Source organism: uncultured Parabacteroides sp. (genome assembly GCF_947855115.1).
Lineage (GTDB): Bacteria > Bacteroidota > Bacteroidia > Bacteroidales > Tannerellaceae > Parabacteroides.
Genome location: NZ_CANTZW010000023.1, coordinates 27,769 through 45,889, shown reverse-complemented (window position 1 = coordinate 45,889; position 18,121 = coordinate 27,769). Strand labels below are relative to the sequence as shown.

Below are 18,121 nucleotides of genomic sequence, written 5' to 3'. Positions count from 1 at the left end.
TACGATTGATAATACAAATGGCTATTTACCGGATATATACCTTAGCTTTCTTTGCGGCCTGTTCGGAAATGGCCTCAACCAAGTAGATACCTTGTGGAAGATTGAAGGAATGCACTGATGTGTTCAATCCGGAGAAAGCTTGTACCAATTGCCCGGTTACCGTATAGACCCGTACCCTGCCAAGCACATCCGGAGCGGGAGCCGCTACGATAAGCTGTCCGGGGTTGGGCGAGTAGATCGCTATATTGCCGTCCGCTGTCATCTCGTCTGTACCGTTTAGGAAGTAACGACCGTGCGTGGAGCCGGGAACCGTTACTTGTGTGGTGAGAGCGTCTAACCGGATGCTTTCTTTCGTGAGAGCATCGTATAGGTAAAGCGAATCGCCGAAATGCTCCAATCCTTCGAAAGTCAAAGTCACTTCTTCTTCGTTATCGCTGTAGATTCCTAAAGGAATATTACGCAGGGTAGGGGTTTGATTGATTTGTACGGCCATGTCACCTGCGATCGTATATAATGAAGGTTGTCCTTTAAGATTGGAGTCGATTAAGATTTCAACATCTTCCTTTGAGTCATAAACCGTATTTGCGTTTGTGTTATAAAGTAGCAACGCCTTACTGATAGAACCTTGGCGTTTAGCCTTGATAACCAATTGTTTTTCGTTTATGGCATTTGCCTTGGTCGTGAGAGGCTGTAGCGTGTCCTTTAGACTTCGGGGCGACATCATATTTGTCGAGAATGTTAGTTGTAAAGGATTTTTGTCCTTGGATTTTACAAAGAAGCCTTGGAGAGGAGCGATTTTACCTGTACTCAGTCCGTCGGCTTGCGTGGTAATCCATCCATTTTCGGCAGAATAGATCGCGGCTTGCATGCTACCATCGGCAGCAAACCAGTAGGTCTGTTCTGCTAAAACTTCATTGTTTTCTTCAATGAACTTCTGCATATCCAAGTCTGTCATAAAAGGATTTCCGGTTAAGAATATTTCATTTCCGTTTGCGGTCTCGTCTTTCGCTTTGGTTACGGTAAATGAGATAGATTCGTTATCTCCTTTATTTAAAAGAAGTTTACCCATATCGGATTTATCTACATCTTGTTGGTGAGAATTATATTCATCTCCGTTATTTTCTGAATAATACTTATAGGAAGTATCTTTCTTTGGTATCCGAAACATGGGGTTCTTATTGTTTATAAGTGTCGCATTCTCTACCCTTATGGAAAATCCATTTCCGGGTCCGTAGTGAACAAAAGCATCATTATAAGTACTACTCCAAGTTGAGGCCACGAATATATCTTTTTGAGAACCGTCATTAAAATACAGAAGTGACGATTTATCCCATCCTCGTTGGTAAACAGCAGGGGCGAAGCGATCATTGAAATTATTAGATTTCTTGTATTCAATCTCCTCAAAAGTTGGTGTTTCTTGCCTTGAGTTATATTTCGGAGTATACATATCACCCGAATAAGTATCTTTTAGAGGGGATGAGAGGATGTACCATTTATCTTTCTCCAGTTCAAACTCAACTCTTGCTTTCTCGTAAGTTAAATATTGTTGGTTCATTAGTCCTGTAGTAGGCTGAAAGCATATTTGTTCACAACGATTCCCGTAAAATTCTTTAGCCTCATAACCCTCTGTATTGTCATGTGCCGGATCATGTACCATCATATCGTATGCCATTAATGGGGTGGCTTCTCCTATAGGAGAAGATTGGGGTTGAAGGTTTAACACGCCATTATTGTTGAGCTGTAATATGCCTAAATAAGGAAATCCCTTAATATTGTTTCGTTGAAGGATGGTCACTTTGGTAAAAGCCATCGGAGCGAAGGCGTTTCGATTGTCGTCTTGCCCCTCTTGATAATATAAGTCATCACTTATTCGGGAGCGTTCCCAATTTGCGTCATTATTCCAATTGTTGCTTTCGCTAGCAATCCATGATAGAAATTCGGGAACTATTTTGAGCGGAAGAAATACGGAGGCATTACATTGGGATGGTATATTTCCTTCTCCTTCCACTTCCTCAAAAGGTATATCTAATGTATAGATATATCCTTCCTTGAATCTATCGGAGATATTCTCATTAAAACGTATTTCCAAATAACCTTCGACATTGTCTCCTTCTGTAGATAAATTCGATAGATTTATATTCAGCAAGGTAGCGACAGGTTCCATTGAAATATCTTCTCTATCGCTCTCGGAGGTGGAGACGAGATATATGGTTCCTTCTCCTTTTTTCTGGAATTTAGATCCCTCTCGGGTAGCCTTTGCCCAACGAATCGGAATAGTCAGTTGCTTGCCAGTGTCTCCGGAACAAGCTTGTATTTGTTCTTTGCCAATGCGAAGAGATACGATATCTTCCGGGTAGTTAATATTGGGTAACCCCAGTTTCATTTGAGGAGCCTCATTTGCGGTTTCTATCGTAATTTCCGTAGGTTGCCAACAAGTCTTTTGGTCTGTATTTTCGGTTTGAGGCTCTATTGGGATGGCTACGAACCGGTTCTTACCGGCTTTAAGTGTATAAGGGAATGCGTTTTTTAATAATATCAAGCTATCCTTATTGATTTTCTTTATCAGAAAGTCTCGCATCTCAGTTGTAAAGGCGTTGTTGTCAGAGCTGGTTATGTTAAGTGCTTTTAACCCCTCCTCATCTAAATAGGGGTCATGATATACTCTCCGGAAAGTTTTTAAGATACTTTTTATGGAAGGGGATTTTCCTAAGCCCTCTACGTCTTCTTGTATAATTTCCTCGAATTCTTCTTTGGAACCGATAAACCAGTCGAATCCCACGTTGTCGATATCATCTACAGGTTCATTGTTGTCGATATTGACTCCGGAAAGTTTGGCTTCGAGCATGATTGGCTCGTTAATACAAGGCTTGTTCCCGACAAGGTCGGTGGTTCCGTTTATTAATATGGTTGTAGCCGGCTCGAAGAAGAATGTCGATACCAAGGAACATGGATCGTTGGGGTTGGGGAAAGCCGTAGTACTTTCTCCTCCTTGGATTTGTACGCCATATAGCGTGTTTGGATACAGCTCTTGTGTGTTATCTCCTTCGTCCTCGCTTTTTATTTTTACATTCAGTTGGTTGATATAGACATAAGTCCTATCGCCTTCTTCGGCCATCCATGCGTATAAGGGCAAGGCATAATCTGCTGCCTCTGGATATTTCGTCAATAATTCTTTGTAATAAATTATTGATTTTTCCTTTGCCTCATCATGCGTAAGAAATCTATTCTTCTCTTTATTTTTGTAATCATCTTTATTTGTAGAGATAATTATGCGTCCGTATTGAGTGTTATGTTCGTATTTTTCATCTGTTAGGTTAATCCCCAATTCCTCTAGTTCAGTATCGGTATATCCCGTGTAATTCAATTTTATATATGTGTAGTCTTCGTCCTTAGTATCGTATGTGCCATCGGGTTGTGGGCGCATAAAGTAGTAATATACATTCTTTTGATATTGGGTGAAGCCTTCCGTGAACATATCCATATTAGTCTGCTCATGCGTGTTGTTGACTTCTTCATTCTCTGACAATCCTAGGTTTCTCAATAAGGTATTGAACTCGGTGCGAATCGTTAGGTTACGGGTCGCTTCTCCCTCCTCGCTACACATATTATCCTGCATAACCTCTATGTTTGGTTTGGTTCGATAAATCCGGATATCATCAATTGCGTAATCTGCGCCTACCGAACTGGCACAGTTATTTAATATTTCCAACTCATACTCTTTGTACTCCCATTCTTTAGAGAAATCAAAAGAGAAATAAACTTGTTGCCAAGCGGCTACATTTTTTCCTGCGTAACCCTCGGTTCCTTCGTAATAAGACTTGTTAGCCCAAGGTATCGAGCCGGTATAATATTTATATAAAGTATGTGTATGGCGTCCTTTCGTGATGGCGTCTTCATCTTCGTCTCCATCATGTACCCCCTTGAATGTGAAACTAATGTCAGCGTCTACTTCGCTGCCTTCTCCTTTCATGTTACATACCCAAGCCGTTACGATGATCCTAGTGTCCGGGCAGAGTTCATAAGGCAAAGGTATGTTGATGATTCTTCCGGCATTGTCTGATGCGTCTAGGTATAAGAAATAACCGTTTACATCTCCCCATGTACCGTTATCGATATAGGATTGCTCTGCGATTCTCCCTAGTAGGATCGTATTGCTTAAACTTTTTCTGGCAAACCACCACTTTGCCACATCCTTTCCCAAGATTTGGTTGGAAGATATATCGGGGACATTTAAGGTCTTGAATAGACCATACTCGTTTCGGGAGACCGAAATATAATTGTGTGCTTTCACATTCCCTTTCTCCATGGTTTCCCAATTCTTTATCACTTTACTGGGATAAGAGAATGCGTATGCGGATTCTGATTTGCCCAGGGGTGCGGGATAAGCGTTATTACTCCGGGTTGCCTTATCCGTGTCGTAATCGAATTCCACGGCTCCTAAGAGATGAAACCTTGTATCCATATATTTTTGGTTCCGGTAAAGGTATTGGTTTTTAGATTCTCCGTTTTTTATCTCTTGGGCAGTGAGTATTTGTGAGTTTTTTTCCGGATAGATCCTGTATTCGTAGAGAGGGGTCCAACCGCCTGATGGTGTCCAGTTGTTGAGAGTTCCTTCGGGTGGATTTTCCGTAGTGATATAGGTTTTTAACGTATAGTAGCCCTTGTCGGGTACATTCTCGGGTGTTTTAATCTTAAAAAATCCGGGATTATTTTTTTGTTTATCATTTTCATTTTTGTCTTGGATTGCTTTGAGATAGGGAGTGAGCGAACGGATTTGCTCATTATTCGTCTGTTCTGCATTCGTCCATTCTGCCTCCCATTTGATAGCGGAGATTTGTTTGGGATCCTCTCCCATATAGTAATTCTCTGGGTGGAGTATTGTACGAAAAGTAGTCTCTACATCAGTTGGTACGTGGATATCAACATATTCTATTGGTTCTCCACTTGCATTTTGTATCCGCTTTGCGATTGCGGAGGCTGGTTTTATGTGAAATATTTTCCTTAAGGTCAAGGTAGGTTCGGTTTGTATCTGCTTAGTGTTATTGGGAACTAATTCCCAGTCTAATAGGTCACTGACATCACAAACTACGCAGTCCGAGTAATCTGTATTATCGGAGGTTCCGTTATTTTTAAGCTTATAATTTATACCGAAACCGCATGAACTATCTGTTTGTTTACCTTTGTAAACAAATCCGTTTTCGTATTGTTGGTTCCAAGAGCTCCAATTAGCGGAGTCTATCTTGGTGAAGGCTAGCGAATCGAATTTTTCTACCTTTGTCTGGGGATCTTCATATTGGTACCATCGGAAATATCCCCGGTATGTATCGTCTGCCTTATGGATGATAGACAGGAATCGTGTTTCTCCGGGGAGCATATAAAGTGTGTCTACAAACTCGCTTACCTCTTGTGGAGTATTTCCTCCTTTGTATTGAATCTTTGTATTGAATCTATCGTCTTGTGCATAAGCATTTCCTTCACAAGGCATAAGAAGCAGGCAAACCAACAAGTGCTTCCAGAGTGATGAGGAATATCTGTGTATATAAGCTATAAAATTCATGATCTTTTATTTTTTCGTTATGTGAATATTATATGTCCTTATGTCGTCTGTGTCTAGGGTCAATGTCAGCTTTATGGTTACATTTCCGTTTTCCCCGCTGAAAAGACCTTCGATGTATCCGGAGGACTTCTTGCCTTCCGGAGCCGGGTTAAAGCGCAAACGCTCTCCCGTGGAGGAGTCGGGCAATGTTCCTAGTATTTTAGTACCTTCTGGTTCTATTTCTAGTTCTATTTGTTTTTTCTCCAGTTTTACCGGTTCATTTTCTGTTTTATAAAATAATTCCATTTCGATATAGAATAAACCGTCTTTATCGCTTACTTCGCAATAATATTGATCGGAGATATCAATTTGGTTGAATGTCGTTTGGGGTAACCCTCCGATTGGGGCTTTTAAGGAAGTCAAGGTTAAAAATAATCTTCCATCCTTTAATATTAAAGGGAGGATCATGTAGTCATTTCTCCGGATGTAGGTATATTGACTGTGCCCATGTAGCGTTTTATCTTTGAGAGTACCTGTGGTCGGAGTCAAGGTTACGACATAAGGTATGGTGGATTCACGGTCGGATGTACTGAATCCCTCTTTTACGTATATGATAGACTCTACGGTTTTATTTACGGATACCTTAGTCTCGCTCTTGCTTAATTCTAGCGGCTGAATTTTTTCATCTTCAGTTGGAAGTTGAGGTTGTAAACTTTCATCTACCGTTTCTTCGTCTAATCCTGGATATGGTAATAAGAACAATGTGGTATCATTACGGAAGGCTTCTATTTTCCAATTTTTAAATGATATCTCCTCTTCGGTTTTATTGGTTACAGATACTTTTATTTTCGCGAACATACGGATCAAAGGGAGAGGACCAATCTCTTGCAAGCCTTTTTGTGCCGTAAATGTATAAACATAACTCATCGGCATATATTTCCCATCCTTTTCTTTCGTGTAAACCAATCCTTCGGGAAGCCTTGTCACTGTTTTTTGGGACATTTCTTCCGCAGTGAAAGGAAATTCGAAAGAACTTCCATTTATATAATTTTGACAGGCATCTTGTAGTTCCTTGAAGAGTTCTTTATCTTGTTTCTCCGTAAATGTGTTGAAGTTAGAGAATATGTATATCTTTTTATTTCCTGTCGGTATTTGTTTATCGGTGGTAATGATCGCTTCTTTTACGTTTTCCTCATCAAACTTTTGATAAGCCGCAAACTCGATGACACCTTTTTGGTTGTTATTTTTTTCGTTAACGATGAAAAGCATGATATCAGACATGTATTCGTATGGGGTAGCGTCTTGTTCTTGCTGTTCATCTTCTGAGGCTTTGGCCTTAATCACGATGTTAAGCGTACACAACCCGTCGTCCGTAGTACCTATTTTTGTCTCTTGAGAGCAAGAAAGGCATAAGGAAACGGTTAGCCAAAGGTATATCGCTAAATATGAGTATCTGTGCGTCATGTCGGTTATCATTTTCTTATTTCTTGTTCTGTCGTATGTTATAAATCTACTTGATTGAGTCGTATTACCCAATCTTTCACTTGGATAACGTAGCAATCGTATCCAATGACAGGGGGAGTCGGGTCTGGGTCAGGGTCCGGCTCTGGATCGGGGTCTGGATCTGGCTCTGGGTCTGGTTCCGGGTCTGGACAATCCGGGCATTCGATCGGGGTAAGGAAGAAGATGATAGAATACTCATCTTGACGGTCAAGGTACTCTTGGGCGCTGATCTTGTGCCCCTCCATCTTGGAGAGGAGAAGATAGGTGTTGAGGTTGATGTTTAGCACGTCGTTCTCGAATTTCTTGTGGCGTACGATGAGACGATAATTTTTGTCTGCCATGAGGCGCATGGTGTTCATCTCGGCTACAGCTACGAGTTGGTCGCTGACGGTGGTGTCCGGGTCTGGGTCGGCCGATATTTCTACGTTCTCGGTGTAGTAGGGAAGGTAAGTGATCTTCGGGTCGGATAGCAGTGAGTTGTCGTACTCCATATAGCCATTGTCGGCGATGATACGGAAAGTAAAGTCGTTCACGTCCATATTATCACCTTTTACGTTCTGTAAGACAAAGCGTAGCTTGTTGGTATCCTTGTCTAGTCCGATCACTTTTTCTTGATGCTCGGTACCGGTTACGACAAGGGTATCCAGCCCGTGCCAGAGAGGATGCAACTCGTTGGGTTGCGTGTTGTCCGTATTACGTAGGGTTCGTACACGGATATCTTGGATGGTAGAGCTACCGGGGGTGAGTTGGGGTGGCGTGTATGTTTGCTTGTCCAATCCGGCCCACGACACGAGGTAGTAGGTTCCCGGGGCGAGATCCAGCCGCACGTTGTTCGCTTTCAATTCGTCTCCTTCTATATGGCGGCTCTCGATGAAAGTACCTTGTTGGTCACATAGAAACAAGGTTACTTGATCCACTTCATGCTGGAAAGCGTCGGCGAATTTCATGTTGTAATCGTATACGAAGCGGAGACGATACTCACATGGTGGCAGTGAGTCGTCGCGAATCCAGTCGCAGGCGTTCAGCCCACCTGCGATGGCGGCATAAACCAGTAGCTTACGGGTCGTATAGAAGAAGCGTTTCTTTTGCATATTCTCGGTTATTCTACTTTTACAATACTTTTAGAGGAGGCGTACCCTACCAGTACGCCTCCATTTGAAAAACATATAAAGATGACTTGCTTATCAAGGTTTTAACAAGCCATCAAACAAAGGGATATTCAATCCGATTATTTGAGGGTGATATTTCCGTTGTTACGGATTACCCAGTCCTTTACGTATAACGTAACTTGCAGATAGACATCTCCACCTTCATTCGGCTCATCCACGTCATCGAATGGGTGGGGAAGACCTAAACGATCTACTCCGGTTACGGCAATTTGATATACGTTGTTGCGTACGGTGGCAAACTCCATTATACCCATTTCTTCTGGATTACCGTTATTTGCGTGGCGAATCCAGTATTGGTAATAGCATTGTCCGTTTTCGTATCGAGTGATAGTCGTGGATTCGTTTGGTGTTGTATACACTTGCAATTCGTTCTGTGTCCAAGTAGCATTATCTATCTTGGCGGAAGAGAAAGCGTTCCATGTTAACTTGGACGCGGATGTGTTCCCAATTGGAGATTCGTCATTTTCCTTTCCTTGTATTTGCTCTTGTAAATATAAGCGATACCCCAAATCTACAGATTTAGAGAATGCGTTAGTAGCTTCATATAAATTTTTCCATGTCAAATTCGCTAACTCATTCGCATTGTTGATATTTTTCCGTAATGTCATTAGCGTGCTTTGAATGGTTGAACTTACTCCTTCTCGTTGTCCGATACATTCTATCTCCGCATCCATTAAGTCTTTGTAAAGAACGTTATAGACTTTGTAGAATGTTGTTCCTTTTGTATAATCCAGATCTTCAATCTTTTTCAATACGACTTCATCTTTCTCTGTATCATAAGCGGCAAGCTGTACTGGTGTATAAATTGCTTGGAAGATAAGTCCGGCGGTGTTACCATGCAATTGATCATCTTTATCCATCGTATTCTCCATCATATAGCCGAGGACACGGGCTTCATCTTCAGAATTTATAATATTGTCTAGTTGCTTATACTCCTCTTCTGTGATGTTTCCAGTTTCTAAGCTTGAGAAAGGATTATCGAATTGTTTCTCTATATCCTCATTTATCGTAGGATCGATAACATAGTTTTGCCCTGCTTCGGATGTGTGATCGCTGGGATTATCAAGCACGGGATGTTCATCGCCAAGTAGTACTGTAGGGTTATTTGCATAAACATTATCAACAGTTACCCTTTTGAAAATATATATGGGGTGTTTTGCCCGGTTTACCAAGGAGACTTTGTTCAAGATAACATCCGCTATTTTTTCTTCACCATTACTTGATCCTGCCATTACTTCAAAGGTGTTTTTGGTTCCGGTATAATCCACACGTGCGGCAAAACGTTCTACTTTAACAGTTGCCACATCAGGGCTCTCCTCGCTGTTTGTTTTACTGAAAGAGACTTGACTTCCACCCTCTTGGAGTTCTTCTACGTGAGTAGACATTACGAAACCATCATCGGTTTTATACTGATCAAAAGTCTCGTCTTTAGGGAGAGAGGTGCCTGCCGGATATTTCTCCCTTACGTCTGCGTTGACAATAGCTAGCACATTATACGGCTTCTCATACTCTAGATTTGTTGTATTGAATTTTACTGTCGCTTGGTGATGATGCTGGTTTAAGGAGGCATCGCTATTATCGATAACATCACTAGAATAAGCACTCGCCACTACATTTCCCGGATTATTGATATCACCTCCGTCATATAATACGATCGTCACGCTTTTGATCTGATTCTCATTATCAAATCCAATCAAGTCTCCGTCTCCATTTTCTCCTCCACTGGGATCTTTGCCAGGTTCACCACCGATTCCCTCGGCTTTAGTGTTTACTCCGGTTGCGATATTCACGGTCATAAATACCCCCTCGCTATCGATCGGGTTTTCTCCTTGTTTGTTCTCGATTTCATCCGAGCACCCCGCCATGGTAAGCAGCGCCGCCGCCATCCATGCCATGTAAAATTTGTTCTGTTTCATAATATTGTTTTTATTAGTTCGTAATTTTTTTTGATTGGGGAAAGACAGTTCCTCATTCGTTGTATTCGATATAAGCTTGGATCTGTCGTAAATTATCCCGTGCGGCTTCGGCTATTTGCGTGTCTGCGTGGTCGGCTAGGGGCGTGAGTAAAATCTTTGCCTCGTCCGTTTTTCCTTCCAGCATCAAGAGGCTCGCTTGGGCAAGTGTCCTGTAAGGCGTATCGTCTGTCCGATCTAGGTAACGCAGGGCTTCCTCTGCCTTACCTTCTCGAATAGCGGTATTCGCGGCGTTCAAGTTTGATATCGGGTCATTGGGGTATATACGTACCGCTATCTCGAATACCTCGTTGAACTCAGGGCTTCCGGATTCGTACGTCTGCGCTACTTGGAACATCTCGGACAGGCTCAATTGTGCCGGATCTCTATAGAGTAATTCCTTCGCTTCTTCCACGGTGAAATTACGGATGGTGTAACCTACCGTGTAGTCGGAATGTCGTAGGCCCGGATAGATCTCCCGCAAAAGATATTGATACGGTTTGCCTCCGGCCAATTGCTTGAGCTTCCATTCCTTCTTGTCCATATCCTTCGGTTCCGGATCGCGGATGATCGCAAGAATATCCGCTTTCTCTGCCAAGTCGGAAACCATTACCTCGCGTTCCAGGCCTTCCCAGTCCTCTGGTTCGTAGTCTACGGTCATTTGTACGTCGCTAAAATCATACAAGCTTCGGATATAATTCAACAATGCTTCCGAACGACCTTTGGCCAGTCGGGTATTATTGGCGTAGGAACCTTCCGGCGAGGCATAACCTTTGATACAGACCTTTGTGATCATGGCGTTCTTGTTGAGGCGAACCGAGTCTATTGTCGCACGGATAGCAGCTAGTTCCCGGGGGTTTTTGCGATAATCCGGATAGATCACCGTCTTATTAACCGGGAAATCAAGGAAGGCGCTACCTTGCAATGCCCTTGCCTTCACGGTCTCCACCAGAGGGACCCGATATGCCAGGCTCGGTTGTAATACCACCGGTTTAGCGATACGGATTGGGAATAACGGTGATTTTTTGTTGGCCAGACTCTCCCAACCACAACCGCAAAGATCGGTCACTAAGTAGACCTCCGATTTCTCCATCCATTTATGGAAAGGTATGCGGGCTTGGTATTGGATCTGTTGCCGGGTGTTGTTATAGCGGCGGTACTCTTTTGCCTGTTCCTGCTGCTTTGCGCTCATCCGCTCATAAAGAATATGGCGTGTACGACCATTTAACATGAAAGAGGGCAATTTTACCAGACTGTCGCCCCGTTCGATCAGGGGGGTACAGACAACAGATTGGTTACCGCTGACCGTCATGCCCGATATATCGATTATCATGTCGATTTGCAGCAGGGAATCAATCCGTGTGACGGTTTTCTCGTTCACGAGGATCTCTGTTTTCTCCTCCTGCTGGGCAGAGAGGGCAGGATTGATCAGAAAAGTCCAAAGAAACGTATATACAAATAGGTGTCTCATAAATGTCTGCGTATTAGGGATTATTTGTTAAAACATATAGATTAAGCTGACAGCCGCCTGTGTGGGGCCGAAATAATGCTTGTGGTTGTCGGTCTGCTTATTGCCACAATTGGTACAAGGAAAGCGGTCATAACCAAAATACAGGTAACCCACGCCCAATGTCGCCTCCAAGTTCCAGTTTTTATGTAGCAGCCATTGGTAGCCATAGCTCACGCCTATACCGGTTCCCCAGCCTTGATGACGTTCTCCTTCGGTTCCCAATAATTTGATATCGGATACATTATATAATATATAAGGTACGTGAAGCCCGATGAAAGATTGGTGGAATGCCTCGCAAAACCAGTAGCGGATTTCCGGGTGGATTCTCAGGTGGCGCATAGACTTTCCGTAACTGCCATCGTCATTCTTCCCGGAGAAAGGATTCAATCCGGCTTCCACTTCGAAAGTCCATTTTGCGGCCAACCGAGCCTCCAATCCTGCGTTAAAGCTTGCGGTACCCCAGTAGGGTATATTCGTCTTCAAGCCGATCATGCTTCCCTTGTATTCGGATAAGGCTTTGTTTTGGGCAAAAACGGGCATGATGGATACAATAAGAAATGTCTGTAGTATTAGCTTAATGCCCGAAATTGATAGTTTGACAATGTTCATGATCCTATTCTGTTAGTTAATAATCAGTGTGTTATAATTTATAGGAGGTTTGTGTGAGTGGGCTTGGAACAATGGATATAGTCTGTCTTTCTTTTGTTAATAGATGATAAAATGACGGGTTTAAACGTTCGTTTAGACCCGTCGTTTTAACACAAGAGCCACTGATGACTCTTTTGATGTATTAATCTTTAATGGTTAGGTATTTAACTGTTTGGTAGAGCGACTATGAATTAAAGGATCTAGGCAAAAAAAAGACTAATTTAAACGAACGTTTAAACCAGTCAAAATCACCTTTTAGTTTTTATCTTTAATGCCCCTATGATTTGGGTTACAAAACTAATAAAAATAGTTATATATTACAAATAATGAAATACAATATTTGATGTTTAGTTTTATCCAAAAAAATACGTACGTGTTTTTTGAAAAACACGTACGTATTTTCTCGAAAACATGTACATGTTTTCGAATTAAGAATTCAATCGTTCCACCGCTTTTACTCCATTCACCGCCTTGATCTTTTTCGTTAGCATGGTCAATGCGGTTGTGTCTCTAACCGATACCGTGAAGTTTCCTTGGAATAAACCATCTATCGAACTGATATTCAATGAACGAAGCGTGACGTTCGATTCTTTGCCGATCACGGACGTGATGTTGGTGACGATCGCTATATCGTCTCGTCCGATCACCCGTAGCGTAACCGTATAGCCATTGTCTCCCTTGCCACTCCATTTAGCCCGGATGATCCGGTAACCGAAACGGCTGAACATCTCTTGGGCGTTCGGGCAATCCATACGGTGTATCTTGATACCTTGCGTGGAGACAAAACCGAAAACCTCGTCGCCATAAATCGGGTTACAGCATTTGGCGAGTTTGTATTCGATACCCGTCAGGTTTTTATCGATTACCAAGATATCCTTGTTTGTCGATATCACCTCTACCGGAGTCGTTGTCACGAATTCCTCCGCGCTCCGCACCTCGGTACGCTCGCTCGCCTCCGTTTCCTTGCGGAAAGCCTCCAGATATTCGTCGATGACTTGGTTGGGGTCAAGGCGTTCCTCGGCGATCTCGATGTAGAAATCCGTGACGGTCTTAAACCCCTTCTTCTTGATATAACGCATCATGGTAGGCTCGTCCATATCGATCTTCCGGTTCTTGAAGCGGCGCTGCAACATCTCCTTGGCGAATTCCACGGCCTTCACGGTCTCCTCCTTCAAGGCCTGCTTGATCTTTACACGAGCCTTGGAGGTGACGACAAAGTTCAGCCAATCCCGCTTCGGACATTGGGTAGGCGACGTGATGACGGATACGCTATCGCCATTGTTCAAGGTGTATTTGATCGGTACGTTCTTCCCGTTCACTTTCGCCGATACGCATTTGCTTCCCAGCATCGTGTGGATGGCGAAAGCGAAATCAAGGACAGTCGCTCCCTTGGCCAGCTTGATAAGCTCTCCGGTAGGCGTGAATACATAGATCTCGTCCTTGTATAAATCCATCTTGAAATCCTGCATCAAGTCGAGCGGGTTGTTCTCCTTGGCTTCCAGGGCGGCACGTACGGTATTCAAGAACTCGTCTAGTCCGCTCTCCGCTTTCACGCCCTTGTATTTCCAATGCGCCGCTAAGCCTCGCTCGGCGATCTCGTCCATTCGCCTCGTACGAATCTGCACCTCCACCCATTTGTTCTGCGGGCCCATCACCGTGATATGCAAACTCTCGTAACCATTAGTCTTCGGGATGGATATCCAGTCTTTCATACGCTTCGGGTTGGGCTGGTACATATCTGTGATGATGGAATATACTTGCCAGCATTCCGAGCGTTCCTTCTCGAATGGCGTATCCAATACGATCCGGATAGCGAAAAGATCGTAGATACCCTCGAACTCCACCTGTTGCTTCTTCAGCTTATTGTTAATGGAATATATAGACTTGGTACGCCCCTTGATATCGAACTTGAATCCCGCCTCCGTCAGTTTCTGCTTGATAGGAGCGATGAACTCGGCTATATAAGCGTCGCGGGAGCGTTTCGTCTCGTTCAACTTCCGCTTGATGAAATCATACTGCTTCCTGTCCGTATATTTCAAGGATAGGTCTTCCAGCTCGCTTTTGATCGAGTATAATCCCAGCCGGTGGGCCAGAGGAGCGTATAAATAAGAGGCCTCGGTAGCCAGCCGGATACGGTCATCTTCCTGCATCTGTTTTCCCATGCGCATGAGGCAGAGGCGATCGGCGATCATAAGTAGGATCACACGAACGTCTTCGGCAAACGAGAAAAGCAAATGATGAAAATTCTCCGAGTTGACGGCGGTGTTACGGGCGTATAAGTCGGAGGTCTTCAAGAGGCGTTGGACGATTAAGGTCACGTCTGCCCCGAATTTCTGTTCCACTTCCTCTATCGTAATCGCTTTCTTCAGTACCGGGCGGTATAATAATAAAGCGATGGCCGAGGTACGTTTCAAGCCTATCTCTTGGGTAGCGATCAAAGCCGTGTCGATATTTCGCAATAAACCGTTGATACCATTTTTATCCCTGCCGTAGCAATCGAGGGCGACGACCCGTTTCATCAACTCTTTCATCTTTCGGATATCTTCCTTTTCAAGGAAGGAGTAAAGGCTTCGTAACAGGAGTCTGTATTTGGAGAAAAAAGTCTTTTTTTCTTCCGGCGTAAAGAATTCAATTGTATCCATTGTTCTGTCATTTTTACTGCCCAGTTGAGGACAGGCCGTAAAACATGCTGTAAAAATACTTTTTTATATGGAATTTCAATACGTATCTTAAGGTTATTTTATACATTTGCGATACACATAGCGTTTTTAAATGCCCGTGTGGTTACGGATAAGATTATTCACATAAAAAACAATACTATGTTAAACGCAAACGATTTAGAACAGCTGAAGGCCAAAGGAATCAGCGAAAAACAGATTGAAGAGCAACTCGCTTGCTTCGTGAAAGGTTTCCCATATCTAGAAATTGCGGCTTCCGCCTCGGTAGAGAAAGGTATTATGGTAATATCGAAGGAGGAACAAGCTTCTTACATGGATGCTTGGGATGCTTATCTGGCTAAAAATAAGAAAATTGTAAAATTTGTCCCGGCTTCCGGTGCGGCGAGCCGTATGTTTAAGAATCTCTATGAGTTCCTTTCCGCGGATTATAAAGAACCGACCAACGCTTTTGAGAAGAAGTTCTTTGGTGAGATCGAGAAATTCGCTTTCTATCAAGCCTTGAACGCTAAATGCGTGGAGAATACGGCAAAGGATATCCCAGCGTTGATCGCGTCTGGAGAGTATAAAGAGGTGGTTTCGAATTTACTTGACGCAAAAGGTCTGAATTACGGGCAATTGCCAAAAGGTCTGTTACTTTTCCATACCTATCCGGAGGCAGTCCGTACGGCGATGGAGGAACATCTGGCCGAGGGTGCCATGTACGCCAAGAATAATGCCGGAGAAGTGAATATCCATTTCACGGTATCCCCGGAGCATCAGGCTTTGTTCGAGCAATTGGTAGCCGAGAAATCCGGAGAGTATGAAGAGAAGTTCTCCGTAAAATACGATGTCTCTTTCAGTATCCAGAAGCCAAGTACCGATACGGTAGCGGCCGCTATGGATAACACGCCGTTCCGCGACAAGAATGATAAATTATTGTTCCGTCCGGGTGGGCATGGCGCTTTGATCGAAAACCTGAATGATGTGGATGCCGATGTGGTATTCATCAAGAATATCGATAACGTGGTTCCGGACAGTTTCAAATGTTCCACGGTTATCTATAAGAAAGTGATCGCCGGTGTCTTGGTAACGTTGCAGGAGAAAGCTTTCAAATACTTGGAACAGATCGAGACCGGAAAATACACCCATGCCGAGGTAGAGGAGATGATCCATTTCTTGCAAGACGACCTATGCATCAAGAATCCGGATACGAAATTATTGGAAGATGCCGAGTTGATCCTATATATCAAGAATAAATTGCTTCGCCCGTTGCGTGTATGCGGTATGGTGAAGAATGTGGGTGAGCCGGGTGGTGGCCCGTTCTTGGCGATGAATCCGGATGGTACGGTTTCCTTGCAGGTGCTTGAAAGTTCGCAGATCGATATGAACGATCCGGCTAAGAAAGCGATGTTCGAGAAGGGTACTCACTTTAATCCCGTGGATTTGGTTTGCGCCGTCAAGAATTATAAAGGCGAGAAATACAACTTGCCGGATTACGTGGATAAGAACACAGGCTTCATCTCTTATAAGAGCAAGGATGGCCGTGAGTTGAAAGCGCTGGAATTACCGGGCTTGTGGAACGGTGCCATGAGCGACTGGAATACGGTATTCGTAGAAGTTCCTATCGAGACGTTCAACCCCGTGAAGACGGTGAACGATCTATTACGCCCCGAACACCAATAAATATCCTGTGTTTTTTGTAGAGACGGGGCGTGCCCCGTCTCATCCCCTCGAAATGTTTAACGGGAATCTTATTTGTATAGTTGGAATACTACCGGTTTGTGATGAGACGGGGCACGCCCCGTCTCTACAACTACTATATTTTAGGCAATTCCCACGGAGCCCGATACTCTTTGCAGAGATACTTATCTGCCTCTGCGTCGTGGAAACTCTTTCCATCCCACGATAATTTCTTCCCGGTCCGATAAGCGATATTCCCTAGCTGCGAGAACTTGGCGATATGCGCCCCGATTTCTACGCTGGCGTTACAATTCCGGTTCCGGCTCTTGATACATTCCAGATGATTCTTCGCATGCAAATTCAAGCCACCCTCTCCATATGCTTTCTTTAAGGGAACCGCCTCCATGCGGGCCTGCCCGTTTACTTTTTCCGGGATAACTTCCCAACCGCCTCGATCGATCACTAAAGTTCCGTTCTCTCCGACAAATCCCAGGCCGTGGTTCCGTCCGTAAGCCCCATCGTCGATACCGATCGCGTGATCCCACATAACGGTGAAATCTTTGAAAGTATAAATGGTTTGCAATAAATCCGGAGTCTCGCAAGCATCATCCGGATAGCCGAATTTTCCCCCGGAAGCCATGATAGACTCCGGAGCGGTGACGTTCATGCCATACAATGCGTAATCCAGTAAATGCACGCCCCAGTCCGTCATTAAACCTCCCGCGTAATCCCAGAACCAACGGAACGTGAAATGGAAACGGTTCCGGTTGAACGGACGTTTCGGCGCCGGCCCCAGCCACATATCATAATCCACTCCGGCGGGAACCGCTTCGTCCGGCTTGACGGGAATAGAGGGGCACCAACCTTGATAAGAGAATACTCGTACGGTTCGGATCTTGCCCAGTTGTCCGCTATGTACGAATTGCATGGCATCCTGCCAGTGCGGATCGCTACGTTGCCATTGGCCTACTTGCACGACCCGATTGTATTTTTTGGCTGCCCGTACCATGATGTTACATTCCTCGATACTATTTCCCAGCGGTTTCTCGCAATACACATCCTTCCCGGCTTGGCAAGCGGATACCATTTGCAGGCAGTGCCAATGATCGGGAGTACCTACGATTACGAGATCAATATCCTTATTGTCTATCAATTTACGCCAGTCTTTATATAAATGCTTGACTTTTTTCCCGGTGATCTTCTCGGTCTCTGCCGCCCGGTTATTCAATACGCTCTCATCGATATCCGACAAGGCGATACATTCTACCTCCGGATTGCGGAGGAAAGCCTTTAGGTCTTCAAATCCCATGCCATTGCATCCGATAAGTCCGATACCTATCTTATCGTTTGCGCCCACACCGGCACTCCCGGCTTTAATGAAAAAAGGACTGATGGAAAGTCCGGCACCGAGCAAAGCGGTCTGCCGGAGGAAATCTCTTCGTGTTGTCATATGGTCTATACAGATT

Annotated in this window: 9 protein-coding genes; 1 reads left to right on the top strand and 8 read right to left on the bottom strand. The window is 44.0% G+C overall.

The window, feature by feature from the left end:
• Window positions 1-25: 25 nt before the first annotated feature.
• From Q0110_RS13520 to Q0110_RS13490, 7 genes are all read right to left on the bottom strand, one after another.
• Window positions 26-5,557 carry a T9SS type A sorting domain-containing protein gene (locus Q0110_RS13520; protein WP_297907304.1) on the bottom strand — a complete coding sequence of 1,844 codons (5,532 nt, stop codon included), beginning with the start codon at window positions 5,555-5,557 and terminating at the stop codon, window positions 26-28.
• Between the two features lie 6 nt (window positions 5,558-5,563).
• Complete coding sequence (locus tag Q0110_RS13515) at window positions 5,564-7,000, bottom strand: hypothetical protein (RefSeq protein ID WP_297907299.1); 1,437 nt, start codon at window positions 6,998-7,000, stop codon at window positions 5,564-5,566.
• Between the two features lie 38 nt (window positions 7,001-7,038).
• Window positions 7,039-8,130, bottom strand: a complete 1,092-nt coding sequence (locus Q0110_RS13510; protein ID WP_297907297.1) for a FimB/Mfa2 family fimbrial subunit — start codon at window positions 8,128-8,130, stop codon at window positions 7,039-7,041.
• Window positions 8,131-8,267: 137 nt separating this feature from the next.
• Window positions 8,268-10,124: an Mfa1 family fimbria major subunit gene (locus Q0110_RS13505; protein ID WP_297907294.1), complete on the bottom strand. Its 1,857-nt coding sequence runs from the start codon at window positions 10,122-10,124 to the stop codon at window positions 8,268-8,270.
• A 52-nt stretch (window positions 10,125-10,176) separates the two neighbouring features.
• Window positions 10,177-11,631: a DUF3868 domain-containing protein gene (locus Q0110_RS13500; protein ID WP_297907291.1), complete on the bottom strand. Its 1,455-nt coding sequence runs from the start codon at window positions 11,629-11,631 to the stop codon at window positions 10,177-10,179.
• Between the two features lie 27 nt (window positions 11,632-11,658).
• Window positions 11,659-12,210, bottom strand: coding sequence for a DUF3575 domain-containing protein (locus tag Q0110_RS13495; RefSeq protein ID WP_297907380.1), 552 nt, complete (start codon window positions 12,208-12,210; stop codon window positions 11,659-11,661).
• Between the two features lie 536 nt (window positions 12,211-12,746).
• Window positions 12,747-14,960, bottom strand: a complete 2,214-nt coding sequence (locus tag Q0110_RS13490) for a RelA/SpoT family protein (RefSeq protein WP_297907288.1) — start codon at window positions 14,958-14,960, stop codon at window positions 12,747-12,749.
• 177 nt (window positions 14,961-15,137) lie between these two features.
• Between Q0110_RS13490 and Q0110_RS13485 the strand changes: the two genes are divergently transcribed.
• On the top strand, window positions 15,138-16,658 hold the full coding sequence (locus Q0110_RS13485) for a DUF4301 family protein (protein ID WP_297907286.1): 1,521 nt from the start codon (window positions 15,138-15,140) through the stop codon (window positions 16,656-16,658).
• 133 nt (window positions 16,659-16,791) lie between these two features.
• Here the strand turns inward: Q0110_RS13485 and Q0110_RS13480 are convergent, their stop codons facing one another.
• Window positions 16,792-18,105, bottom strand: a complete 1,314-nt coding sequence (locus tag Q0110_RS13480) for a Gfo/Idh/MocA family oxidoreductase (protein ID WP_297907283.1) — start codon at window positions 18,103-18,105, stop codon at window positions 16,792-16,794.
• Window positions 18,106-18,121 lie beyond the last annotated feature (16 nt).

What these genes read in the sequence shown, in the direction of transcription:
- Q0110_RS13520 (WP_297907304.1), bottom strand. Translation starts at nt 5,557, where the DNA reads ATGAATTTTATAGCTTATATACACAGATATTCCTCATCACTCTGGAAG.
- Q0110_RS13515 (WP_297907299.1), bottom strand. Translation starts at nt 7,000, where the DNA reads ATGACGCACAGATACTCATATTTAGCGATATACCTTTGGCTAACCGTT.
- Q0110_RS13510 (WP_297907297.1), bottom strand. Translation starts at nt 8,130, where the DNA reads ATGCAAAAGAAACGCTTCTTCTATACGACCCGTAAGCTACTGGTTTAT.
- Q0110_RS13505 (WP_297907294.1), bottom strand. Translation starts at nt 10,124, where the DNA reads ATGAAACAGAACAAATTTTACATGGCATGGATGGCGGCGGCGCTGCTT.
- Q0110_RS13500 (WP_297907291.1), bottom strand. Translation starts at nt 11,631, where the DNA reads ATGAGACACCTATTTGTATATACGTTTCTTTGGACTTTTCTGATCAAT.
- Q0110_RS13495 (WP_297907380.1), bottom strand. Translation starts at nt 12,210, where the DNA reads ATGCCCGTTTTTGCCCAAAACAAAGCCTTATCCGAATACAAGGGAAGC.
- Q0110_RS13490 (WP_297907288.1), bottom strand. Translation starts at nt 14,960, where the DNA reads ATGGATACAATTGAATTCTTTACGCCGGAAGAAAAAAAGACTTTTTTC.
- Q0110_RS13485 (WP_297907286.1), top strand. Translation starts at nt 15,138, where the DNA reads ATGTTAAACGCAAACGATTTAGAACAGCTGAAGGCCAAAGGAATCAGC.
- Q0110_RS13480 (WP_297907283.1), bottom strand. Translation starts at nt 18,105, where the DNA reads ATGACAACACGAAGAGATTTCCTCCGGCAGACCGCTTTGCTCGGTGCC.